The sequence below is a fragment of the Verrucomicrobiota bacterium genome (assembly GCA_037139415.1).
GTDB lineage: Bacteria > Verrucomicrobiota > Verrucomicrobiia > Limisphaerales > Fontisphaeraceae > JBAXGN01.
In genome coordinates this window covers 1-24,482 of the sequence record JBAXGN010000005.1, presented here as the reverse complement: position 1 = coordinate 24,482, position 24,482 = coordinate 1, and the positions used below count along the sequence as shown (strand labels likewise).

General features: G+C 57.9%; 13 protein-coding genes. 6 read left to right on the top strand and 7 right to left on the bottom strand.

What is annotated here, in order from left to right; genetic code table 11:
* Positions 1–154: 154 nt before the first annotated feature.
* From WCO56_01600 to WCO56_01580, 5 genes are all read right to left on the bottom strand, one after another.
* Positions 155–8,905 carry an autotransporter-associated beta strand repeat-containing protein gene (locus WCO56_01600; GenBank protein ID MEI7728231.1) on the bottom strand — a complete coding sequence of 2,917 codons (8,751 nt, stop codon included), beginning with the start codon at positions 8,903–8,905 and terminating at the stop codon, positions 155–157.
* 681 nt (positions 8,906–9,586) lie between these two features.
* Positions 9,587–11,560: a DEAD/DEAH box helicase gene (locus tag WCO56_01595; GenBank protein MEI7728230.1), complete on the bottom strand. Its 1,974-nt coding sequence runs from the start codon at positions 11,558–11,560 to the stop codon at positions 9,587–9,589.
* 33 nt (positions 11,561–11,593) lie between these two features.
* A complete protein-coding gene (locus tag WCO56_01590; GenBank protein MEI7728229.1) occupies positions 11,594–12,466 on the bottom strand; it encodes a ThuA domain-containing protein in 873 nt (290 codons plus the stop codon).
* A 204-nt stretch (positions 12,467–12,670) separates the two neighbouring features.
* A complete protein-coding gene (locus tag WCO56_01585) occupies positions 12,671–13,108 on the bottom strand; it encodes a DUF2721 domain-containing protein (GenBank protein ID MEI7728228.1) in 438 nt (145 codons plus the stop codon).
* 7 nt (positions 13,109–13,115) lie between these two features.
* Positions 13,116–14,174: a ribonuclease D gene (locus tag WCO56_01580; GenBank protein ID MEI7728227.1), complete on the bottom strand. Its 1,059-nt coding sequence runs from the start codon at positions 14,172–14,174 to the stop codon at positions 13,116–13,118.
* A 125-nt stretch (positions 14,175–14,299) separates the two neighbouring features.
* On the opposite strand from WCO56_01580, the gene WCO56_01575 reads away from it, so the two are divergent.
* The gene (locus tag WCO56_01575; GenBank protein MEI7728226.1) at positions 14,300–16,591 is read left to right on the top strand and encodes a Tex family protein; all 2,292 of its coding nucleotides are present in this window, start codon (positions 14,300–14,302) and stop codon (positions 16,589–16,591) included.
* On the opposite strand, the gene WCO56_01570 is transcribed toward WCO56_01575, so the two are convergent.
* Positions 16,592–16,834, bottom strand: coding sequence for a hypothetical protein (locus WCO56_01570; protein MEI7728225.1), 243 nt, complete (start codon positions 16,832–16,834; stop codon positions 16,592–16,594). It abuts the gene before it with no gap.
* 144 nt (positions 16,835–16,978) lie between these two features.
* Between WCO56_01570 and WCO56_01565 the strand changes: the two genes are divergently transcribed.
* The 5 genes from WCO56_01565 to WCO56_01545 all read left to right on the top strand — a co-directional run bounded on the left by WCO56_01565 (position 16,979) and on the right by WCO56_01545 (position 22,987).
* Entirely contained in the window at positions 16,979–18,052 is a 1,074-nt protein-coding gene (locus WCO56_01565) for a hypothetical protein (protein MEI7728224.1), read from the top strand.
* 15 nt (positions 18,053–18,067) lie between these two features.
* The gene (locus WCO56_01560) at positions 18,068–18,931 is read left to right on the top strand and encodes a hypothetical protein (protein ID MEI7728223.1); all 864 of its coding nucleotides are present in this window, start codon (positions 18,068–18,070) and stop codon (positions 18,929–18,931) included.
* 30 nt (positions 18,932–18,961) lie between these two features.
* Positions 18,962–19,225, top strand: coding sequence for a hypothetical protein (locus WCO56_01555; GenBank protein ID MEI7728222.1), 264 nt, complete (start codon positions 18,962–18,964; stop codon positions 19,223–19,225).
* A 31-nt stretch (positions 19,226–19,256) separates the two neighbouring features.
* Entirely contained in the window at positions 19,257–19,805 is a 549-nt protein-coding gene (locus WCO56_01550; GenBank protein ID MEI7728221.1) for a DUF2085 domain-containing protein, read from the top strand.
* 191 nt (positions 19,806–19,996) lie between these two features.
* Entirely contained in the window at positions 19,997–22,987 is a 2,991-nt protein-coding gene (locus tag WCO56_01545; GenBank protein ID MEI7728220.1) for a hypothetical protein, read from the top strand.
* Positions 22,988–23,071: 84 nt separating this feature from the next.
* On the opposite strand, the gene WCO56_01540 is transcribed toward WCO56_01545, so the two are convergent.
* Entirely contained in the window at positions 23,072–24,322 is a 1,251-nt protein-coding gene (locus WCO56_01540) for a glycoside hydrolase family 71/99-like protein (protein ID MEI7728219.1), read from the bottom strand.
* Between the last annotated feature and the right edge of the window lie 160 nt (positions 24,323–24,482).

Below are 24,482 nucleotides of genomic sequence, written 5' to 3'. Positions count from 1 at the left end.
GCGAGGTAACGATACTCAAATATTTCGCCTGGTTGCAGGTATTCACGGTTTAAGTTACAGCCTACTTTCTGCCAATCCTCCGGATTGGATTTCTGCCTTCGGTTGCCCTTGCTGATTCAACCGCTGGGCTGGACACCTTCGGTGTTGATTGAAATCATGGGCTGCTGAAACGGTAGAATCGGCGTGGGTAATTCGTTGCCGCTGGATCTTGAATAGTGATCGGGCTGACAGTGAGGGTGCCATTGGTCAGCATCATCCAGGAATTAGTCAACGGCGCTGTGGCCAGATTGGTTCCGGCCCAGAGCCGATAAGCCGCCCCCACCGTGCCCGTCGCCGCCAGGGAAACAACGCCCCCCGGCAGAACGATGATGCCGTTCGCAGGAAAGCCCGGCCCCGGCACAGTGGCGGCAACTTGCAATTCCACATAACCCGCAGCACCGGTGACGACATTGAGTGAAGCAATTTTTCCAGAGCCCAAGCCCATGCCGGTAATGGCGGGGGCTCCGAATTGCCCGCTGTTGACCAGGGTGCCGGAACACCCCAGCAGACGGTTGGTGCCAACGGGCAGAACTGCGTTGAGAACGTCCACGGTGATGGCGTTGGCGTTGAGGGCCAGGTTTCCCGTCACACTGATCTTCCCCACCGTGCCGGCGGCGCCATCGGCCTTGAACGTGGCGAGAGCACCCGGAGCGAGCGTCAATACCTTCCCGGTCGCATTCACGGTCGCCACACCGAAGCTACTGCTGGCGGACAGAATCTGCTGGGGAGTTGATCCCGTTAAAGTATAACCGCCCGGGGTGATGCCAGAAACATTGAGCACGGCACCGGCAGCAATACTAATGGAGGGCGTGTTGGCAAGCGAGCCGTTCCCGGCCAGCGCCAGTGTGCCCGCGCTGATGGACGTCCCGCCGCTGTAGTTATTCGTGCCCAGGAGGCTCAGTGTGCCACTGCCCAGTTTGGTCAAGCGACCGCCGGGACTGCCCGGATCTTCCAGCAGCGGCAAGCGGTTCGTGACTGTAAAGCCGACGCTGTCTATGACCGCCCCGCCCGTCTGCACATAGCTCGTTGCGTTGAAGACGGTGTTGTTGGTGTTAATCAAATTACCATTGGTGCCCGCCGCGAGCGTCCCGCCGTTGAAGCTAAGCCGGGAATTCACCCCGCCCAATGTCACCGAGGACACATTGGACAGCACCCCACCGCCCAGCAGCGTCAACGAGTTGTTCGTCGCGTTGGCGTTGTTGCCAAGTGTGAGCGCGGCATTGCCCAAACTCCACAGCGAGGCGCCAACGCCGCCGCCGACACTTACGGAGTTGCTGTTGCAGCCGGCCACGAAGCCGATGGCGCTATTACTGGTGCTGAACACCTTCCCGCCATTGGTGATGGCCAGCAGGTTGCCGATCGAGTTCGTGTCCTGGCCCACATTAATGCTGCCGGCATTGGTGACGAGGCCGCCCGGCCCCACCACCGCTAGAGTGTTCGTGCCGGGCGCCGGAGACGTTGGGGTAGCAGAGCCGCCGCCAACGGTCAACGTGCCGGCCGTGGGAAACGCCAGCAGGGCCGGGCTGCCGGAGACATCCGCCCCCGCCACGACAAGGTTGGCGTTAAGTGCGCCGCGTCCAATGACACACGCGGCTGCGAAAACCTGGCCCCCATTGGTGATGAACAAAGAAGAGTACTTGCCGTATGTGAATATGTTGACATTCGTAATCACCCCGCCTTGCCCCACCAAGGCCCAATTGCTGGACCCATTGCCAAAGCCAATACTCAACCGGTCTGCACCGAAATTCCAAGTCGCTTTGCGACCCGCCACGTTGGTGCCCGCCACAATCAAGCTGTTATTAGGTCCGGTGCTGCCACCAATGTTGCCGCATTGCGGATTACCGTTCCCCTGCACTTTGGTGAAAACCTGACCCCCGTTGGTAATGACCAGTTGATTGCCCGCCGCTCCCCCACTGCCGCCCACGATGATCGGAATTGTGCCGCCATTTAATCCGTAAGCGTTCGTCACGATCAAGGTGCCGCCGTTGATCGTGACCACGTTATTGGTCGCATTGCCACTGCCAATCGTTAAAGACAAATTATTGGTCGCAAAACTGTTGGTCGGTATGGTTAACCACCAGACCGTGTTCGCATTCACGCTCACCAGCACATTATTGGTTCCATTGCCCACATACACATAGGCGGACGGATTGCCATTGGTGGCCACGCTGCTGATGAGGTTCGTGCCTCCGTTCATATTCCAGTTGCCGTTGACCGTCCAGCTCACATTGGAGGCCAGCAGAATGCTGGAGGCCAGTCCGTTGCTGTTGGAAGTCGTCAGTGTCCCCCCATTGAAGTTGAAGATGGAGTTCGTCGGCCCGCCGCAGACCACATTCGTCGCCAGCAACTTTTGCACCGTGACACCCCCCGGACTGTTGGCCAGCACCAACGTGCCATTGGCACCCGCTTGCGCCCCGATATTGAGCGTGGCCTGCGGCGAATTGAGCGTCCCGCCATTGGTCACCATCAGCACGCCGCCGTTGATCGTCAGGTTGCCGCTGCAACTATTGCTGCTCGCGAGCGCCAGGGTACCGGGACCGTTTTTGGTCAACGCGGCGGTGCCGGTGATGGCATTGCCGGAAAGGTTGTAACTCTTGTTTGTCACGTTGACGAGGATGCTCGACGGCCACACCACCACCGAGTTCGTCACATTGATCGGCGGCACCCCACTCGCACTGTCATCCAATATCACCGCGTCACCATCGAGATAGCAGGCATCCGCCACGCCGGCATCGGGGGCATCTTTCCAATTCAAGCTTGTGTTCGAGTCCCAAATGCCGTCGGCGACCGCCCAGTGCAATGCAGCCGACCCGATGATCAGCGTGTTGGTCGCGCTACCATAGTAATTGAGATCGTTGACGGTACCGATGACTGTGTAGCTGCCGGTATTGGTCGGGGCCCGGGAACTTATGCCGTAACTCGCGTTGCTGTAGGTCAGGCCCACCGCCAACCCGGACGGCGCGCTGCTGACCCCCACCGGCCTGGCCATGCCGTTATAAGGTTGACGCAAGTTGGACAACGTGACCGTGGCAAACGCCTGGTTGAACGTCACGATCACGTTGGTGGTAACACTGGTGTAATTGGTGGAATCAAACGGCGTGAACATGACGACCACATTCGTGGTGCCGAGGCTGGGCACAATCGCCGGGGTCGCGAACGAAAAGTCGCCCAATACCTGCGCGTGGTTGTTTGCATTCGTTGCCACGCTGGCAGCCAGGCTGGAATTCGACAAAGCCTGATTGTAGCCAATCGGTGTGGCATTGATCGTCAACACCGGTGTGGCTTGATTTACTACGTTGCCGGCGACGGTGCTCGTGTTGGTGACATCGGTCGCCCACAAGCTGGTTAGCACAACGATGTTGGAGGCGTTATATGAGCCCGCCGTCGCCGTGGCCGACAGGCGGATATAAATCTGCCCGCTGGCGAAGCCACCCACGTTGGCGAGGGTGGCGGTGGTGTCGTAGGGCGTACCGCTGTTGGTGGAAACTTCAAAGCCGGGCGCTGCCGTGGCAGTGATATCTGTGGTCAAATTCGTTCCGGTGACCGCGAAATTCTGCGCTGCCGAAGCCAGGCCATAACTCGTGATGAAGTTGGTGAACGTGGTTGAACCGCTGATAACGGGCAGGAACACCCCCCCCACCAGCAGACTGCCAGTGCCAGCGAGGTAGGTGGGGTCGGTGGTGTTGTTATAGACGCCCAGGGGTTTACTCACGCCGTTAAGCACCAGCGCCCCCACCTGGTTCGTGGCCGAAAAGCCGAGCTGCAAAATAGCACCATTAGAAACCACAACGGTTGAATTTTTGTCCAGGGTGGGTTGTTGGATGATCAATTTTCCCCGGCCAACCATCGTGTTGCCGCTATAGGTATTGGAGCCAGTCAGCGTGGTCGTGCCCCCCAATATTGTGAGCGCCAACCGGTGGGTCGCGCCATTTTTGATCGTTCCGGAAAAGGTATAGCTATTGGCCCCGGAATTAATGGTCAGGACCGCGTCGCTCGTGGCGCTGCTATTGGTCACCGCCGTGGTGGTGGTGGTAGAACAATCCAGGCCGCCGATGGTCTGGTTATAACCGGCCAGATCTAGAATGTTACTTGAACCGGATCCCCAATTCACTCTGGTGCCGGACGGCAGGCAATTCACCGCGCCACAAATCAGCCATCCCCCATTGTTTGCAGCAACGGCAAAGCCCAGGTAGCTCCAGACATTGTTTGTCGAGGCGATGATCCAATTGGCGTTGCCATTGAAATCCATCCTCATGTTCGGCGCATACACTGGCGCGGCCAGCCGGCCGAAATTCCCCGCATTGCCACGCAGTGAAATCTGGCCGGTGAAAGTTGAAGCCGTGATGGTGTTGGAGAAGGTGAGCGTGGTGCCGGTATTGACCGGGTCATTATCCTGAAAAACCACGGTGGTGTTGCCATTGCCGGTGATGGTGATGGGACCGCTCAAGGTGTTGTTACCACCCATGGCATTGATCAATTCCCGACCGGTCGTCGAATCCATGTTGATGGCATTGGTGATCGTGAGACCACCCGTGACCTGGAAGGTGGTGGAAGGGCCGGTTGCCCGCGTCTGCAAATTGAGCGGGCCGGTGCCCAGTGCGCCGGCATTGGTGACCAGCAGGGAGCCAAGGTTGGTCACGGTCGTTCCGCCCGCGTAGGTATTTGTCCCCGCCAGGGTCAGGGCGTTGGTGCTCCCCTGGATGACGCTGCCACTGCCGGAAATAGTGTTGGTCACGACCACGCTGTCGGGACGGTTAAAGACCAGGACGCCGTTGTTGGTGATGTTTCCGCCAGCCATGATGACGGGAGTGACACCGACGCCGATTTGCAAGGTGCCGGCGGAAATCATGGTGCCGCCGGTATAGCTGTTGTGGTTGGCCAGAATCAACGTGCCGCTGCCCGCCTTGGTCAAACCGGAGGTGCCCGCCACCACCGTCCCGATTGTCGCTGAACGTCCGGCAGCCAGCGCATTGACGGTGATCTGTGGGGCCGTGCCAGCCAGGGTCAGAGTGTTGGCCATCACGCCGTTGTTGTCCAAAACCCAACTGGCCGCGCTCGCGGGGACCGGGTCGCCAAATACCAGCGTTTGCAGCGTGCGCGGAGAGTCTAGATGCACCACCGTCGGATCATTGGTGAGGTTGACCGACATGAAATCCGCTGCCGCGAGCTGCCCATCGCCAATCGCATTGTCAACCCAATTGGCCGCCGTGCTCCAGTTCTGGCCGCTGGCCGCCGTGTTCCAGATGGCCGTGGTCACGATGTCCGCCGCCAGATGGCCGGGCGGAGTCAGGGAATAGTTCGCCGCCGCGACACCACCCAGAAAAAAACTGGCGACGGCAATGTTGGTTCCCGGACCGGTATTGGCAAAATAGCCCAATAAAAACACATCCGCGCCTGGGACATCGCCGCTCACAACCCCGTTCAAGCTACCGGTGACGTTGGCGACCGTGGTGCCATCGTATGATTTGTTGCTGGCCGCCGGACTGGAAATCGTCAGGGTCTTCGGCCCGACCATCTGCGCAGACAAGGCGGCAGACACACTGGGGAGATAGGTGGCGTCGCCGTAATAGTACGCGACAATGTTCGTGTGCGTTCCCGTAGTTAGAGCATTCAACGCCGTTATGGTCACGGTGGCCGGGTTCGTCGTTCCTGTCGTTAAATAACCGGTGCCCAAGTCGGTTCCATATTGCCCGCCCTCCCGGATCACCACCATGCCGCTGGCGGCCGCCGGTGAAACCGTCACCTCAAACTGCAAGGCATCTCCATAAGTGCTGTTTGTGCCCGTGCCGGCGTGGCGGACAAGGGTGGTTGTCGAGGCCAGGGGAGCGATGACGTTACCGACGGCATTAGAAAAAACGGTGCTGGCGGGCGTGAGGGGGGTGCCACCAGCGGCAGCCAGGCCACCGTAGAGGGTGGTATTCATGACCACGATTTGATCGCTGCCGACGGGCTGCCAACTGCCGGCATCCGCTCGATAGGCGGCGGAAACCACATTGCCAACGCGGCGGAGGCGCAGCCAGCCGGGACTGGTGAATGCGGTGTTTGTGATGGATAAGACCGGACCGGAATTGGTCGTCCGCCAGAGAAAGCGCACGCCGGAACTGCCGCTGAACCCGAGCACCGACCCGCAAGCGCCTGCATCCAGTGTTTCCCGCAACGCCACCCCGCCGAGACTGGTGGTGGACGTGTCACTCTGCTGGTTGACGCGAGCGGAGACCTCGGCGTCGCCGGTGAAAGCTCGATGAACCAACACGCCGGCATCCGGCGTCGTGGTCAGGGCGTCGCCACTAGTCACCGTGGTGACTGGTGCCGCGCCATTGGTGGCATAGGTGGCGGCAGCGTTGGTCACCCCGCTCAACGGGGTCCAGATCCAGCCCGAGCTGAGCATGCGCTTATAACGCTCGTTGAAAAGATCACGCGTGGTGGCATTGCCGTCATTGATTGAAAACATCTGCGGCAGGTAGTTGGTGCCGTTAACCATTCGGGAAACGACGACACCCGAACTGGCATCGAGCGTGGTAGCGAGCGTCGTGCCGCCGATTGTCACACTGGCTGAGGACTGGTTGCCATTGGTGGCCAGCGTGACCGCGGCCATTTTCACCTCATTGAGAAAATTGGTCACGGCCAACGCGTTGGTGCATAGGCGCGCGGCAATGATGGCACCGACCATCGCACGATTAGAGACGTACGTGTTGTCAAAAGTCGTTGGGAGACCTTGATAATGGTAGGCGACAAATCGCGCGGCCGCACCGCCATCGAATTTCACAGCGTAGGTGGGGACATAGCCAGCTAGGCCATCCACGCGATAAAACCGCGCGGCAATCACGGCATTTCCCTCCTGGATGCCGACCACCGAACCGCTGGTGGCGATATTGGTGTTCAAGGCAACACCATCCAAGTAGATGGCGTCAGCCTGGGCCGGAAAAACGACCGCGCTGGAGAGATTGGTGTAGGGGCCAAGCCAATTCGCGGCGATGTTGAAGTTGGGCGCCAACGTTGCCAGGCTGAGGATCGTGCCCCGGTCCTGGACATTCGCGGAATTGAAATAGAGGTGGTTCTGTTTCATATGCCCGGACCCGGTTTCGAGGACTTTGATGGTGCCATAGGGAGCGTCGTAAGGATCATAGACCAGACTGACTTGCGGCAACGCGGAGGTGGAATTGAAATCCGCGGCGATGGCTTTGTCCTGCGTCACGTTATAATACCTGCCGGAACTGCCGATGCTGAAATCGGGGGTGAGGTAATGATACCGATCCTGGCCGGGGGTGTTGGTTGGTCCCCAGACGGACTTCACGATACGGTTCGACCACGAGTTACCCCACGCTACCACGTCCAGCGGCGGCTGGTTGCCCTTTTCAACCCCGTTGAGATAGGTGTAAATGCCCTCATTAAACGATCCCAGGGACGGCAGTTTTGCCTGCAACCCGGCGAGATAGTAGAAGTGGTCCACCGCACCGTTGCCATTCATAAAATCATAATCCCGGCTGTGCGAGCCGCCGAGCCGTGACTGGCCTTTGAAGTAGTTGGCCGACAGATCGGTCGCCAGATAATTGGCGAGCGCCCGCAGTTGATCCGCGGCGACCGGGTTGGTGACGTTGTTGGCGGCCGTGATCAGGTTGTTGTAGGTGACCATGGAATAACCAGCGGAATCGTATTCGTGGATGGTTTCGTTGCCCAAATCGGTGATCCAGTTATTAAGGGCACTCAATCCGGCGTTATAGGTGGTGGTGTCCCCCAGCGCCTCGCCCAGCATCAGCCAGTTGGCGATGCGCATCGTGTAGATGTTCGAGTAGTTGGTACTGACGTTGCGGGCGCGCGAGCTGGACAGACCCGTCAGGATCATCGGCTTGATGCTGTTGATATAATCGGTCCCCAGTCGGTCCGCATAGCGCTTGAGCAGCGCCCCCAGCGGCCTGAAACTGAACTCGATGGAGTTTCTGTCAATCACATTGGTGTCGGTCGAAGTCCAAAGCAATTGGCCAAAGGTGCTGCTGACGGGATTCGTGTCCTGCATCGTGAACATCTGATTGAGATACGATTGCGCCTTGGTTACGGCAGTGACGGGATCGGGATAATTGAGGGCCAGCGCGATGTAGGCCGCGTGCGGCAATTGCGCCACGGTCACGGCAGCGCCGAGACGCAGTTGATAGTCGAGAGAATTGACCGAGCCAATGGCCTCATTATACAAGTCGGCCGGCACATTAGCGTCGCCGGACACCGCGTTGGTGCTGGCGGAAAATACAAAATTATCTAGCGCGAGACCGTGAGAGCCGGGAGACAGGTTGGGATTGTTGAAGCGGACCCAGAGGTCCGTGCCCGGTGCCCACGAAAAGCCGCCGACGCTGGCCGTGATGTCCGGAGTGCGGTTCGGGGCCAAGGTTCCGTCCAGGGCGAAGCTGTTGCTGCTCGTCACCGGCGAGCAAAAGTTCAACTGACCGCAGCACTGCCAGTTCACGGTGAAGTCACCCAGGTTGGCCGGAGTGTCCGTGGTGAAGGAACAGGTCAAAGGATGCACGGCTGCGCTGGCGCAGCGCCACTGTTCGCCATCGAAATGGATCGTGAAGGAATGGTATGTCTCCGCGCCGGTGTTGCGCAGGCGCACCCCCACCAGCACATCGCCGGACGTGGTCGAATAGGACAACAGGCCGAGCGCGCGGTTCGTTGAACCGTTGGAACCATAATCATGCAACACCGTGGAAGTGGTGCTGGTGCCGGTGTCGAGGATGATGGTGACTGGCGGCGAATTGAGAGCGCTGATCCAGGCATACCAGCCGGGCAACGTCGAATTGTCCACCCAGGAAATCGAACTTCCGGTGGCGGGCAACGCGTCAAAATTCTGCTGGTAGGCGCCGCCGCTGTAATTCACTTGCGCGGAGGTATCGCCGATACAGCCAAGCCATGCGCAAACCACTGAAAAAAACCAAAGGCAACGGCATCTGACTGTTATCAAACGAGACATGAGTTTATGCAATGCTGACAAGAAATTATATATTTTTAGCCACAGCCCTCCCTGTCGCCGGACTGGCGGCGATGTGCTTAGGGAGCATTGCTTTATGACCTGCGCTCATACTGGAGTACATTAAATCCGGTGCAGGGAGCGGTCAAGACCGGGATTCGGGATTAAGTTATGCCTATCTCCTATTGGCCATATTCTCGCTCATCTCATTGTGGAATGCTGAAAAGGACCGGCGGCTTTTTCGACAGAGACACGCCTGCGAAAACTCGTTGAGGCTGATTGATGGCACCAAGGAGCAATGGGCGCTGGAGCACAAAAAGAGCCTGACTGAGCCGCCGCGATGGGAAGATTTGGTGGGGCTGCAGAAACACCTCAAACAAATGCCATTGTGTCCGGCGGGGGGAACTTTCACGCTCGGCGACATGCGGCAACCTCCGCGATGCTCCGTACCAGGTCATACGCTATAGTGCCGAATTACATGAGCTGCATGGGAACTCCTAATTTGCACACCATGGCGAAATTGAAGAGAATTAAGCGCTTAATATCACGGGTTCCAGCGCGCAGCACCGCAACAGCGGTATCTGAACCAGATCACGCTTCCTTCACCTTGAGCTTGTTCCCTTTGAGGTTGGCACGATTCAATTTGGCGATAATACCTTTCGCGTGATCGGCGGCGACATCCACAAATAGATGCCGTTCACGCAAGTCAATGGTACCTACGACGGTTGCGGGCAGGCCGGTTTCGCCTTGAATGGAGGCCAGGACATCCTGGGCCGCCACGCCCATTTCTTTGCCCACATTCATGTAGAGGCGGATATGGCCTTCCGGGGTGCGCCGACTGTGTTTTGGGGAACGGAAGGGATCGGGGGATTGCGGATTGCGGATTGTGGATCGCGGAATGGGAGGTGCGGATTTCGGAATGGGGGTGGGGGCAGGTTTGGCGATGGCAGATTCAACTACGGGTATAACCGTAGTTATAACTGCGGGGGTAATAGTTGCGGGCTTGGCCACGGGCGCGGATGTTGCCGGGACCGGTTTGGCCACCGGGGCGGGGAGTGCCGGCGCGGGCTTGGCCACCGGGACCGCAGGTCTCGGGGTGGGCTTTACTTGGGGCGCGGGCGGTGGCTGGGCGACGGGCAGTTTCTGGGGTGGCCGGGCGTCGCGGGATTCCGGGGCCAGCCGGGACCGGGCGGGTTCTTGCGCCGGACGGTCAGCGGGCTCGCGATTCAGATGGCTGAGGTCGGCGGGGGTTCGGCGCGCCGGCGGTTCCGGGGTGTCGCCGGCTTGCAGCAAGTGCAGCAACGCGGAGGCCACGTCGGTGGAGGCAAAACCTTCTTCGAGCAATAACTCGACGAGGTGCTCCTGCTGGCGATATTCGCCGCCGGCCAGCACTTCGCGGATTTGATGCAGCACCGCGCCCGCCTTGGCTTCCTCGACTTGGTCCAGAGTGGGAACCCTGGCGCGCTGGATGCGCATGCGGGTAAAGCGTTCGATATTCTGGATCTGGAATACTTCCCGCCCGCCGACGAAGGAAATGGCCAGGCCACTGCGCCCGGCGCGCCCCGTGCGGCCAATGCGGTGAACATAATCTTCCACGTCGTAAGGAAGGTCGTAATTAAACACCACTTCCACATCGTTGACGTCAATGCCCCGGGCGGCCACGTCGGTTGCCACCAGAAATTCCAACCCCGATTTGCGGAATTTATTCATGACCCGGTCGCGCATGGCCTGGCTCATGTCGCCATGCAGACGATCGGCGGAATACCCCTGCGCGTTCAAATGGTCCACCAAATCATCCACCATCCGCTTGGTGTTGCAGAAAATAATGCCGAGCTTGAGGTTGTGCAGATCAATCAAACGGGTGATCAACTCGACTTTGAACCGCCGGTCCACCTCGTAATACACCTGCTCCACTGTGGAGACGGTGACGGTTTTTTGCTCGATGCGAATATTCTGGGGGTCGCGTGCGTATTTTTGAATCAACTCCTGAATGGCGCGCGGCATGGTGGCGGAGAAGAAAACCGTCTGCCGGGTGGTTGGAACGGCTTTCAGGATGAACTCAATGTCGTCGCGAAAGCCCATGTCAAGCATCACGTCCGCTTCATCCAGCACCACCAACTTCACTTGATCGAGCCGCAACGTGCCCCGGGTCATGTGATCCATGATACGGCCCGGCGTGCCGATGACGATTTGCGCCCCCTGGCGAAGGCCGTAAAACTGGCGGTCATACGATTGTCCGCCATAAATGGGCAGCGCCATGACGCCGCGCTTGAAGCAGGCCAGCTTGTGAACCTCTTCGGAGACTTGCACCGCCAATTCGCGGGTTGGGCACAGGATCAGCGCCTGCACCGCGCGCAACTGGGGATCCACCTTTTCAATGGCGGGCACGGCAAACGCCGCTGTCTTGCCGGAGCCAGTCTGCGATTGGCCGACGACATCGCGCCCTTGCATCAGGGCGGGGATGGCTTCCGCCTGGATAGGCGCGGCTTGTTCAAACCCGAGTTTATCAATGGCTTTGAGCACCTCGGGAGAAATGCCTAGCTCGGAAAAAAGTTTGGTTGTCATAATGGCTTGGGGTTTGGAGGGTTGTGGTTCGTCTTATTTATTCGGGGTGGCGTCCGCGTCTAAATCGCCGAGTGCCCACTGGATGCCGTCCAGATAGAACTTGAGCACAGCAGGCTCCATGAAGACATTGCCGGCATGGCCGAGATTGGAAAAGAACACCCGCCCGGCACCGTAGTTCTTGATCCAGGCCACCGCAAAATCCTTGTCCTCGCGCTTCATGTTTTTTGCCGCGCCGGTGGCGGGATCGGAAAGGTCCAGAGTCAACAATACGCGGCGGTCGGCGCGCGTGTACGGGTCTTTGAACTGATAGACCTCATCCTTGAGTTTGAAGTTCTTGCCGCCAAACGCCTGGTTTAATAGATGGCCGGGCTCGTCCAATTTGAAGGCCCAAGTGCCGCCGCCACCCCAAGGATGACTGTTGAAAACGCCGCCCAGCATCGCGGCCGCTTCCGGCCAGTCATAAAAATTATCAGTGGCGGAATGGATGCCCACGATGCCTTTGCCTTGTTTGACAAAATTCAGGAACCCGGCCTTGTATTCAGTGGGAATCTTCAGCCGCGTGGTGTTATTCAACACAATGGCGTCGTATTGGGCGAGGTTGGCGGCATCCAAGGAGGTGTAAACATTGCTGAACTCGGCGGTCCACGCGCCGGTTTTTTGGCCCAGGAGTTGTAAAGCCTGGTTACCCGTAATGATGCCATCCCCATGCACAAACCCCTCGCATTTGTAAAACACCAGGATTTTCCGGGGCTTTTTCAGGCTGGCACTGGCGGTGGGCAAGGCTGCCGTGATTTTTTGCAGATTGGCAGGCGACAGCTCGGGCAATGGTTTGGGATTGTCCGGAGAGTTCGCGGCGCTCAGCGTGAACGAGGAGAACAGTATTGCGAGCCTGAATGGCAGCTTCATACCCATAGCAAACCCGTATTCGGGCAAAACTGCAATCAGATTCTTTCTCGGCTTTTGAGGTTAATGAGTGGGAAGTGCCGAAAAGAGGGTGGACGTCCCTTGTCCGTTTGGGCTGGAAACGAGTGAAGTGCAGTGGAAAACGCGTTCCGGTATAACCCAACAAGTGTGAACTTCCTGCTGTAAACTCCGCCTCCCGTCAGCACCTCAATCTTTAATATCCGTTTCGAGCTTGAGGGCAACCAGAGACAGGTTGATATCCTGGAGGAAAACGAGCAACGAGGCGATGATCGAACCCAGGCAGGCAATGAACAGGATGGTGATGAGCAAACCCAGTTCGAGTTGAAAAAGGGCAATCAGGAACAGGGCAATGATCAGCAGGGCGGCCAACAGCACACTGATGGTGGCCAGCGTGATGGCTAACCGTACCAGGCGGGCGCGCCGGAACAGAATTTGCAACTGCGCGGACAGCCGGCCACCCTGCGGTTCCGGAGTTTTGCGCAAGGACTCTGCGAGTTGGCGCGAGCGGTCAATCACCCGTCCAAACCGATTGGTCATGGATAACAGCAACAACCCTACGCCGGAAATGAGGATCACCGGCCCAATGGCCGTCTGGAGAATGGGTATGAGCGCGTGGAAGTTCATGGCCGCATTACCCCTTCATCAAGTCCCGCTGCCAGGACATGATCTTCTGCCAGGCAACCTCCCCATCCGAAGCTAGCGCGATCAGGGTGGCTTTGCTGGCAATCAATGAGGGATCCAGCATGAGTGCCGTCGCTTGACGATCCCGCACGCCTTGCAACGCCTCGAATGCCTTGCGCTGCCGATAACTCATTCGATGCTTTTCCCGGTGCGGCGGCAGCGGTTGTTGGTTGGCGGGAACGGCCAATCCGCGTCCCACCGCCTGCTCTAGCCGGTCTCGTCGGGGGGGATAAAATTTTCGGGGCAATATTGGCGTCAGGTCCTGTTGCGCCACGGCTGCGCGGGCGATGCCAATCAGCGCGTCATGCGACATGATAAAGAACGGCGGACGCTTGGAAGCCAGCGCCTCTTGTTCGCGCCAATGCCATACCTCGCGCAGTACCGCCAACTGCGGACGACTTAACGCAAAACTTCCCTTGACGCGCCAGATTTCATTCGGATCAACCGGGGTGGCGCGGGCGGTCTCCGCCACCAATCGGGTACACATTTCCTGGTGCCAGGCCAGCCGGCCTTTGGCCGTCAACTCGGCGCGCAGGATGGTTTCGATGGCCTTCAGATACCGGGTATCGTTGCGGGCGTAGGCTTCCAGCTTTGGGGTCAGCGGTCGGCGTGACCAATCCGCCTTTTGCGAACCTTTCTCCAGGGTCACCCCGCAATGCCGCGTGACCAGATCGCCCAGCCCGAACCGATCGTAACCCAATATGCGCGCGGCCAGCATGGTGTCAAAGACGGCGGTTGGCACAAAACCAGCCTGTTCCACGAGTAGATGCAAATCATAATCCGCGCCATGCAGAATGAGTTCGTGCCCCGTCAGCACCGGCCAGAGCGGGGCAAGGTTGATCTGGGCCAACGGATCCACCAGCACATCCCGGCCGGGAATGCTCAGTTGCACCAGGCACAGCTTTTCGGGATACGTGTGCAGGCTGTCCGCCTCGGTGTCCAGCGCCACCCAAGGGGCGGACTGTAACTCCGGGGCAAACGCCATCAGTTGGTCATCCCGCGTAATCATGGGTGCCAGTATTGAGCTTGTCTGGTCTGGTGGAAAGCGAAAACCGTGCTGTTCGTTAAATTTGTGCGCTGCCAATTCCATTTACAATCCGGGTGCACTCGGCTACAAGGACCGCCTCTTTTGCGATGAACGAAGTATATATTAATAAAATCGCCGGCGAGTTGAAAGTGCAACCGCGCCAGGTGGCCGCCACGGCCCGCCTGTTCGGTGAAGGCGCCACAGTCCCCTTTATTGCCCGGTACCGCAAGGAAGCCACCGGGTCGCTGGATGAGGTGGCCATCACCTCTATCCGCGAACGCCTCCTGCAACTGGCGGAACTGGATGAGCGGCGAACGGCCATGCTCAAATCACTCGAAGAGCGCCACCTGCTTACGGATGCCTTGCGTACCGGGCTGGCGCAGGCCGAAACCATGACCGCCATGGAGGACCTTTATGCGCCGTATCGCCCCAAACGCCGCACCCGCGCCATCATCGCCCGCGAGCAGGGGCTTGAACCGCTGGCCGACTATATCTTCGGCAACCAGAACGCGGGCGACCCGAAAGTTGAAGCCCTGAAATTTGTCAGTGCCGAAAAGGGCGTGGAGAATGCCGACAAAGCGCTGGCGGGCGCGCGCGACATCATTGCCGAACGCGTGAGTGACGACGCCAAAGCCCGTGCCGCGTTGCGCGATTTGTTCCAGACCAAGGCGGTGGTGAAATCCAAGGTGATGCTGGACAAGGAAAAGGACGGCGCGAAATTCAAGGATTACTTCGATTGGAACGAGCCGGTCGCCAGCATTCCCAGTCATCGCCTGCTGGCCATTCGGCGCGGCGAGACCGAGGGCTTTCTGCTGGTGCGCATGACCGTGGATGAACTGGACGCCCTGGCGCTGCTGACGCCCATGTTTGTCACCGGCAAAGGTCCGTGCGCGGAGCAGGTCCGGCTGGCGGTCGAAGACTGCTATAAGCGGTTGCTGGGTTTTGCGATTGAAGGGGAATTGCGGGTGGACTCCAAGAAAAAGGCGGATAAGGAAGCGATTCGGGTCTTTGCGGAAAACCTGCGCGAACTGCTGTTGGCGTCGCCCTTGGGTCGCAAGAACGTGCTGGCGATTGATCCTGGCTTCCGCACCGGCTGCAAGGTCGTGTGCCTGGATCGCCAGGGCAAACTGCTGCATAACGATGTTATTTTCCCGACCGCCGCCTCCGTCGGCGAGGTGCGGGAGGCCGCCCAGGCCATCCTCTCCATGGTGAAACATTACCAGATCGAGGCCATCGCGATTGGCAACGGCACCGCCAGCCGCGAGGCCGAAACGGTGGTCCGCAAGCTCGGCCTGCCGTCCAGCCTGCCCATTGTGATGGTGAACGAAAGCGGCGCTTCCATCTACTCGGCGTCCGAAGTGGCACGCGAAGAATTTCCCAACCACGACATTACGGTGCGCGGTGCGGTTTCCATTGGCCGCCGCCTCATGGACCCGCTGGCGGAACTTGTGAAACTTGATCCAAAATCCATCGGCGTGGGCCAGTACCAGCATGATGTGGATCAGTCCGACCTGAAAAAGAGCCTGGATGACGTCGTGATCAGTTGCGTGAACGGCGTGGGGGTGGAATTGAACACCGCCAGTAAGCAACTGCTTAGTTACGTGTCTGGCTTGGGGCCGGTCTTGGCGGCCAACATAGTCACGCACCGTGATGCCAATGGGCCGTTCAAATCGCGCCAGGAATTGTTGAAAGTGCCGCGTTTGGGCACCAAGGCGTTTGAGCAATGCGCGGGTTTTCTTCGTATTCGTGATGGCGCGCATCCCTTGGATGCCAGCGCGGTGCATCCGGAAAGTTACGGCGTGGTGGATACCATGGCACGCGATCTCAAATGTGCCGTGCCGGATCTGCTGCGGGATGCCGGCCTGCGCCAGAGAATTGACCTAAAGCGTTACGTCACCGAAACCGTGGGGCTGCCCACTCTGAGCGACATTCTTGCCGAACTGGCCAAACCGGGCCGCGATCCCCGCCAGAAATTCGAGACATTTTCCTTCCAGGAAGGCGTCGAAAAAATGGAGGACCTAAAGATCGGTATGAAATTGCCAGGCATCGTTACCAACGTCACGGCGTTTGGCGCGTTTGTGGACATTGGGGTGCATCAAGATGGCTTGGTGCATGTCAGCCAGCTTGCCGATCGTTTCATCAAAGACCCGTCCGAAGTTGTCAAAGTCCAACAGCGCGTTACGGTCATTGTGACAGACCTGGACCTGGAACGTAAACGTATCGCCCTATCCATGCGCGCCAATCCGGAAATTGGCGCACAATCCAACACCCGCACCTCTCCCGGTGGACCACGATCACCCGGAGGAATGCGGCCCGGTCAACGTCCCGCCGCCGCCCCGCCGCCCACGAACGACTGGTTCAGCGATGCCATGCATCGCGCCCAAGACCGGAAACGGTGATTAGACCAAGCTGTTATCAGGCTGCTTGCGCTTGGTGGAAAATGAAAATAAGACGACCAAGATCCACAGGGCGACAAAGCAACCCAGGCCGAGGCTGAGCCGGGAAAACCAGCCGGTTTCCCTGGTGCCCGCCGCTGAGAAACGCAGCGTCATGGGTTGGTTGACTTCAGTCTGGAGAACCTGGGTGAATGTGTGGCGCTGGCCCCGGGTGGGGAGGTTGGCATGGAGTGGGTGCCATGCCATGCCATCCCATACCGACAGTTTTGATTCAATGCGGCTCTCCTTGGTTAAGATCGTGCGTCAAAGGCTTATCGGGTGCCACGGAATTTGCTGGCGGTTTTGGTGTTTTTCAATTAGGGTAATGAGGTGATCGGCAAGTTTGTTGCTATGAACAATAACCCACGTAACGCCCCTTGGCTGGCAATTCTCGCGCTGGCGGCCTGGATGGTTTATGTGGTGGCCTGTGCCATGTATCAGCCGGCCATCAGCCCCGATGGCACTAAAATCCTGTATCTCTCCCCCGCCGATGAACAGAAGAACAACCGGGCGGACCTGATGATTTACGATCGCATCGCCGGAACCACGCGGCAGCTTATGGAATGCGAAATCAAAGAGGGCATGTTGGCGGCGCAATGGACGCCGGATGGCAAGGAGGTGGTGGTGGTGAGTGCGCAGGGCGTCAAAGTGATGTCGTTGGATGGCCGCACACCCATGCGGCGGTTTGAACTGCCCGGCGGGTTGGATAAGGAAACGACCTATTTGTACGCGCCGCCCATCGTCGGCAAGTACCAGTATTTCGGTGGGGAATTTCTGTACCGCCTGGATTTTAATACGGGCGCCGTGGTGTCGAGCACCAATCAATCCAAGCCGCCTTTGTTGATCGGGAATAATGGGCACGTGTTCTACTGGTCGCCGGAGGAAGGCGCTTTCGGGACGTTGGATCTGGAGACGCTGGCGCCCAAGTTGCTGCTCAAAGTATCCGCCGGCACGGATAACGACAAGCTGCCGTTCGTCGCGCTTTCCCCCGATGAATCCTTGCTGGCCATTTCAGTTGAAGATGGCAAAAAGATCCGGCTCTACCGCAACAACAAAATGTTCCGGGAAATCACCCTGGAAACCGCTGTGCATCCGTACAAGACCAGTTTCATGCTTTGGGCGCCGCGCCGCCAAGTGCTGTATGCGGTGTACTCGTACCCTTTCAAGGTGGAGAACGAATCCCGCACCCAACTCGGCCTGCTGGAGGTGGACTTGGAACGCGACCTAATTCGGGAAATCCCCATCGTCCTTACCGAGGACAGCGATGAAAAAGGATTGGCGTTACGCCCGGTCATTTCCCCCGATGGGAAACTCATGTATGTGGCGTCGTTTGTGGTGGAGAAAAACGGTCGCGGCCTATACACGATTGATCTCACCAGCCCCAATCGCGACCTGAAGAAGGTGTCCATGAAATTGATCAAATAACCAATGATTCACTTTATGCAAATTCGTACCCCGCTAAAATTGTTTCTCGCCTGCTGTGCGCTGGCCGGACTGGCCATATATTTGGTTGCCTGTGCAGCCTACCAGCCAGCCATCAGTCCGGATGGTTCAAAAATAGTGTATTGGGAGAAGGATGCCACCGATGACAACCTCACTCGCATCATGCTGCATGACCGCCAGGCTGGCACTACGCGTGTCCTGTTGGAAGCGCCGTCGGATGACAAGCAGGGCATCCCGCAGTGGTCCGAGGATGGCAAGGATGTCGTTGTGTGCCTGAGCAAAAGCGCAAAGGTCATGGCGGTGGACGGGTCCCACCCGGTACGGGAATATCCCCTGGATGATTCGGATTATGCGAGCGCCCTGTTGTTCCCGCCGCCCATTGTCGGGCATTACATGTATTTCGCCGGAAAGGAGAATTTGCTGCGGCTGGATTTGAACACCGGCCAGACCAGCACCAAAGCCCTTGGGGGGAAGGAGCGCTATTTCTTCAAGCGTAACGACAAGGTATATTACTGGGATGGTGATTCCGCTGAATTTGGCCGGCTGAATCTCGAGAAGCTGGAACTGGAGGTACTGGTGAAATGCCGGGGCACCAATGAGGCGGAGAATGAATTGGAATATACTCTGGGAACAATTTCCCCCAGTGAAACCTGGCTGGCGGTGACTGCCAAACAGAAGAATAGCGAGGTTTGCCGGGTGCGGCTGTATCGCGACTGGAAGCTGGATTCCGAGATCAACGTAAACGATAAAAACCAGAAATTTGAATTGCTGGTGCCGGAATGGGCGCCCGATAACAAGACGGTGTATGTCACCGCCACCGAAACTATGGAAAACGCAACTTTGCCTGAAAAACCTGCTTAACATTAAGCGTATGTCACCGCCACCGAAACTATGGAAAACGCAACAGGAGATACCAGTCATCAGCATCTTCTTCTGGCGATTGATCTCAACAGTAAATCGGTTCGTAAAATACCCGTTATTAAGAGTGCTTCCAATGACGGCAAACTGCAGGTGCGCCCGGCCATCACTCCGGATGGCAAGACCCTGTATATCTCTGCCGCGCCATTTGGGGAAAAGGCGACCGGCCTCTACCAGATGGATTTGACGGGCACCAAACGGGAATTTCAGAAAGTGGCGATGAAGTTGGTCAAATAGCCGCACCACTGGCGGCTGGAGCGGTGCAAGCATGTCATTCACGCTGAGCCAACTGTTTTATTTCGCGTGCGGGCAAAATGCCGCTCATACCTGGATGCCGGGTGGCGAGTTGCTGCCGGTCTGCCAGCGTTGCACGGGGCTCTATACCGGCGCGGCCATGGCCTTGATTTTACACGCGTGGTTGCGCCCGCGCCCCACGTTCGCTTGGTGCCTGGTGCACAGCTTGCTGCTCCTGCAGATGGTTCCGTTCGGATTTCATTGGGTGCCACAGGATGCCGTGGTGCGCACCCTGACCGGCTACCTGTTTGGCGGCGGGCTGATTGGCTGCTTGTGGTTGTTACCGGCACAGTGGAAAGCAGGTAAAAGTCCAGAGACACCTGCGCGTGGAAGAACTGTTGTTTACAGCGTGCTGGCGTCAACTGTCCTCGGAGCCGTGCTATGGTTGGTTCAAGCCGGACCGATTAGTGCGCAGATTCTCACGGGCTGGATTGTGCTTGGATTCATTTCCCTCTCAGTCCTGTCACTCCTGAACCTGGGGGCATTGGGCATCCGTATCGCCAAGAAAATTCGAGCGCGTTGAATATCCCCCATGACTCCGCTCTTCCCCTTTGTCTGTCCGCCTCGCCCGCTCTGGCCAAAGCTGCTGACGCGAACGTCATCACGGGTGGTTGTATTTTTAGTCACGTAGCATGAGACGTAATCGGCCTGATTCAGCCAACCACAGCTTTGACAAAGCCCGACCTAAATGCGAGAAAGGCGGTGTTCACGATTATGAAATGGAACCAATTTACTGCCGGTGTTCTGGTTTTAATTGCATGTAGCTGGGGACTGAGTGCCCGGGCGGCAGAACGCCCGCGTGTCGCCGTATGGAATCCGGAACAAACCACGCGCGAAGCACGGTTTATCATTGATCTGGAACAACTGAATCAGGTGGCTGCCACCTTGCAAGGGGCCGGCTGTGCGGTGGCGCGGATCACGGTGGGGCAGTTTGGTGATGCCGCCATCTTTTCCGCCGACCAATTCGACGTGCTGGTGATGACCGGGGATTCCGTGCCCAAAACGGCCATTCCGGTCTTGAAGCAGTTTACCGATGAGGGCGGCGTGTTGGTGGCGTTGGCTGGGCGGATTCCATTTCTGGTTGCCATCGAGAAGGAAAAGGATGGCGCGTGGACCATGGCACCCAAAGAACCCCGGTTTGCGTGGCAGACCGAGGCATTGCTGGGTCATTTGGGCCTGCATTACATCTACCTGGTGGGCATGCACGATCAAGGCGTGCAGCATACCGTTACCCCGCTGCTCAAAAAGTACCTGCCGGATGCCCCAACCATTGGCCGCCAAAAACTCACCAGCAATTTCCTGGTGCCCACCGATGGTGACACCGAGGTGTATCCGCTGATTCGCAGTCAGCGCATGGATGGGCAGGACGTCGTGCCGCAACTGTACCTGCTCAAACACGGCAAAGCCCGCGCCATCATTGCCACTCTCGATTGTTATTTCAAAAACTCCCGGACGGAACTCTGGCCCGCCAGTCAGAAAACGCTGGTGGCCGTGGTGCAACTGGCGGGCGATTTACGCGCGGGCAAAATCCAACTCACGCGCGACCAGCAAATCACCATCGCGCAAAAAGCGCCGGAACCGTTGCGCAGCCGACTGGCACTGGGCAGCGTGGAGCCGGATAAACTCAAGCCGGTCATGCGCTGGGGAAAATTCGACGGCACGAGCTTTGAACTGGGCGAATCCTTGGCTGCCGACAAGACCCTGGAAGTGGCGGTGGGTGGCAATACGATTTTGCCCCGCGCCTTGGAAGCCGGTGCCATTGTGCAGCTCGCGGTGCCGGAGCTGTCAGCGGGCGGGCATTTCCTGCGCGTGCGCGGCGCGTTCACGGCCACCGGCGCCGGGCTGGCGGTAAAGCTCGGCGACATTCTGCTATGGAACGAGTTGTTGAATTACACCGATGCGGGCGGCAATGGCAATATCGGCGCGCCGGATATTCAGGGGGTGGCGGCTGAATTTACGCGCATCGTTTTTCTTCCACCATCAGGCGCGCGCAGCATCATGGTCAGCAATCCTGGCCGGAACACCCTATACTTGGATGCCATCCAGCTTGAGGATGATTCGCAACCGCGTCCGGAGCGGCTGGTGGGATTAAACGGCATGGCATCTTTCGGCACGAAAAACGTGGTACCGCTGGAACTATCCAAACAATGGGGCAGCATCCGCGCTAACATCCGCACGCAAACCATTCTGGCCCCGGACAAGCCCAATCGCTTCAAAACCTCCGAGGAAAAACTGGAGATGTATCTGGCGGCGGGCGCGCCGGTGGAACTTTTGTTTGAAGGAACGGCGGAATGGGATGCCATGAGTGCGGAACGTTTTAAAGCGGGGGGAAATCGCTCGCATGTCGTGCCGCCGGACAACACGAAATACGCCGAGGTGGTGGAACACTTCGTCACAAAATATAGGGATCGCATTGCCGGGTATGAACTGTGGAACGAAACCAACATCCGCCAATTCTGGCAGGGATCGTACGAGGAATATGCGGAATTTTTTAAAACCATGGCAGCCGTCATCCGCAAGCATCAGCCCAATGCCAAACTAATTACCGGTGGCATGGCGGGCTACAGCGAACCGTTCACCATCACCCTGCATGAGCAGGGGGTATTCAAGCAGGCCAATCTGTTTGCCTTCCACGCCTATGCGGGGAAATCCCCGGCTTGGGATGTTCCCTTTGGCATGCACGAGGGCCTGTGTTTTTCCCGCGGCATTGACACCGAGATTTACTGTAATGAGGAGGGGTTCGTGTGGCAAAACTCCGAGTGGTTCCAGCCGCCGCCGAATTTCACCCCCTTCGTTCAAGCCAAATTGCTGAACACCGCCATGGCCCGCTTGCTGGCCAACGGCCTGAACAAGCTGAGTGTATTCCACGCCGGAGGGGACAAACATCCCTACGGTTTGATTGATGAAAACGGCAAACCGCGCCCGGCCTACGCCGTAATGGCCGACTACTTTCCGCTGGGCCAGAAAGGGGCCAAACGCCTGGATGTTTCCCTGACGGGGGTGGACGGTACACCATTGCAGGGCGTCTATTCTGCTGCCTCTTCCCATCAGGATGGCAGTGCAACCGTGATCCTCAACCCGGCGGAAGTGGCCGCGCTGGAAAAGCGCGAGCCGTTGGGTGATCCCTCGCATGATTTCAAAAATCTAGCGAATTGGGTTACCTTTTTCGGCAAAAGCGTCATCAGCAATGGCACGGTGGTCGTTACCCCCGGTGCCGACAAAACGTACGCCGGCTTCTACAAACCCCTGACCGTGGACGTGGATCGCTTCCCGCTTTTGGAGGTCAGCGTGCCTGAGTGTGACAAAGCGTGGAGTCTCAGCCTCAAGACGCCGGACAAGCAAGAGACGAAATTATTCGTGGACCAACAGGCAGGGGTATTCAGGAAGGATTACCGGAAATTGCTAAATAAACACGGGGTATTTCAAGGTGAACTATCTTTCCGCTTGACCGGACGCACCCAGTTGGCCTACGTGCATTTCCTGCCCGATCCAAATGCGCCGACAACATTAGCCGCAACTGATGCACCCGCCAAAACGCTACCGATCATTCTGCGGGTTCCCCTGGCGCGCAAGGTCACCAAGGTGCTGGTCAAACGGGACGCCATCACCACTCCGGCACACTTTATTTCGGGCGAATCCGGGAACGCGTTCTGGATTGAAGTCCGGTTGGATTTGTCCGGGCGAACGGTGGTCGTAAGCGAATAATCATCGCCCGTCCGCCAAAGTTCAGCCAAGGTCACTGAATTGCAAAGACTCAGATTACAACGTACATGAATCCACTTTCGATGCTTACTTGATGGGAATTTCCGCCGGAACTGGAAGCCTTTGGCGCAAGCGTCGTGTGCCTTCCCCAACGAGCCGCAGATACCAGTCGCTGGGCAGACCATCGTAGCCCACGAAGTGCCCCTGCACAGGCGGGGAACTGGTGACCTTGAAGATCGCCGTACCTTCATCCACCTCGTCAAACATTGCCACGTAAACCGTATCCACCTCCAACTTGGACAAGGCATGGAACTGTTCCCAGAGAAACCGCCCACCGCGCCGCGCATACGTGCTCGTGCCGGCTGCCTTTTGCGTGAGATTATCCCAACTGAACCCTGGATAGATCACCGGTATCCAGAGCGCTCCCCGCCGTTCGCATTCCTGCTTATCCGCCGCCCAATAACCCGTGGAAGCCTTGGCCGTACCAGTCTGGTCGCGTGACACATTGCCGACATTCCAAGGGCAGTAGGCTTTGAATCGCCGTAAAAACGCCTGCCACTGGAGATCAGGGTTCTTGCGCCAGTTCCAATCCCCGCCGCCGACGAGAAACGCCGCATAAGGCCCCGGCGTCTGGAAAAAATCCATAAGCTTGTTAGCCAATTCGGCAGTCATCAGGTTGTGCTGATTCTTATAGTAAAAGCCCCAAATTTGCACCACCGGCTGACCACCTTCGTGCAGATAGCGCGGTTCCTGGGTGATCCGGTCATCCACCAGTTTTTTCCAGTCGCGGGTCAGCACATCGAAAATGCGCTCTTCTGGCATCCCCGCAATGTCATAAGAGATCGCCCATACCCGCCCGGTCTGCTGCGCTGCTTTACGAACGTGATTCAGCACGCGAAGACGCGAGGGGTAGCGCAGCTCGTTGCGCCCGCCGGGCAGGTCCACAACGAAATGTTGCAACCATGCACCGTCAATCCCGTAATCCCGCATCCATTCAAAGTGGCGATGGACGGTAGCCTGATTATCCGAACTGAATAGTTGCGCCGGACTGCCATCGGCATGAGCAAACCCCGGTGCCGGAAATCGCTCTGCCACCCCGTATTCGGTCATGTCCGGCCACATCTCGAACGTCAGTGTTTCTGGAGTAATACCTTTGGAATTACGACTCCAATGAATCCAGCCAAGGTTGGCGGCATCACCCGGACAACGAAACCAACCCTGGTAACCGCACATCACCTTGCCGCGCAGTGACGTGGCATCCACCCGATCTGCTTTGGCAGTATTCGCCGCCGCAACAAGTGTAAACGGCAAGAGAAATAAAACGTTGATGAATTTCATAGAATTAGGTTGGACGAAACTTGCCAATTAAACAAGCCGCAAGCACTGCCTTATTCCAATTTGAGGGAGCAACCCGGAAGAATCAAAATGGTCTGCCTCCGAATCCGTAATGCGTCAGTGACAGCGGGGAAAACCGCATGGGGGGTGATTCACGCGGAAC

Excerpts from the sequence above, each read along its gene's own strand:
- WCO56_01595 (MEI7728230.1), bottom strand. The coding sequence starts at position 11,560 with ATGACAACCAAACTTTTTTCCGAGCTAGGCATTTCTCCCGAGGTGCTC.
- WCO56_01590 (MEI7728229.1), bottom strand. The coding sequence starts at position 12,466 with ATGAAGCTGCCATTCAGGCTCGCAATACTGTTCTCCTCGTTCACGCTG.
- WCO56_01585 (MEI7728228.1), bottom strand. The coding sequence starts at position 13,108 with ATGAACTTCCACGCGCTCATACCCATTCTCCAGACGGCCATTGGGCCG.
- WCO56_01580 (MEI7728227.1), bottom strand. The coding sequence starts at position 14,174 with ATGATTACGCGGGATGACCAACTGATGGCGTTTGCCCCGGAGTTACAG.
- WCO56_01575 (MEI7728226.1), top strand. The coding sequence starts at position 14,300 with ATGAACGAAGTATATATTAATAAAATCGCCGGCGAGTTGAAAGTGCAA.
- WCO56_01570 (MEI7728225.1), bottom strand. The coding sequence starts at position 16,834 with ATGGCATGGCACCCACTCCATGCCAACCTCCCCACCCGGGGCCAGCGC.
- WCO56_01565 (MEI7728224.1), top strand. The coding sequence starts at position 16,979 with ATGAACAATAACCCACGTAACGCCCCTTGGCTGGCAATTCTCGCGCTG.
- WCO56_01560 (MEI7728223.1), top strand. The coding sequence starts at position 18,068 with ATGCAAATTCGTACCCCGCTAAAATTGTTTCTCGCCTGCTGTGCGCTG.
- WCO56_01555 (MEI7728222.1), top strand. The coding sequence starts at position 18,962 with ATGGAAAACGCAACAGGAGATACCAGTCATCAGCATCTTCTTCTGGCG.
- WCO56_01550 (MEI7728221.1), top strand. The coding sequence starts at position 19,257 with ATGTCATTCACGCTGAGCCAACTGTTTTATTTCGCGTGCGGGCAAAAT.
- WCO56_01545 (MEI7728220.1), top strand. The coding sequence starts at position 19,997 with ATGAAATGGAACCAATTTACTGCCGGTGTTCTGGTTTTAATTGCATGT.
- WCO56_01540 (MEI7728219.1), bottom strand. The coding sequence starts at position 24,322 with ATGAAATTCATCAACGTTTTATTTCTCTTGCCGTTTACACTTGTTGCG.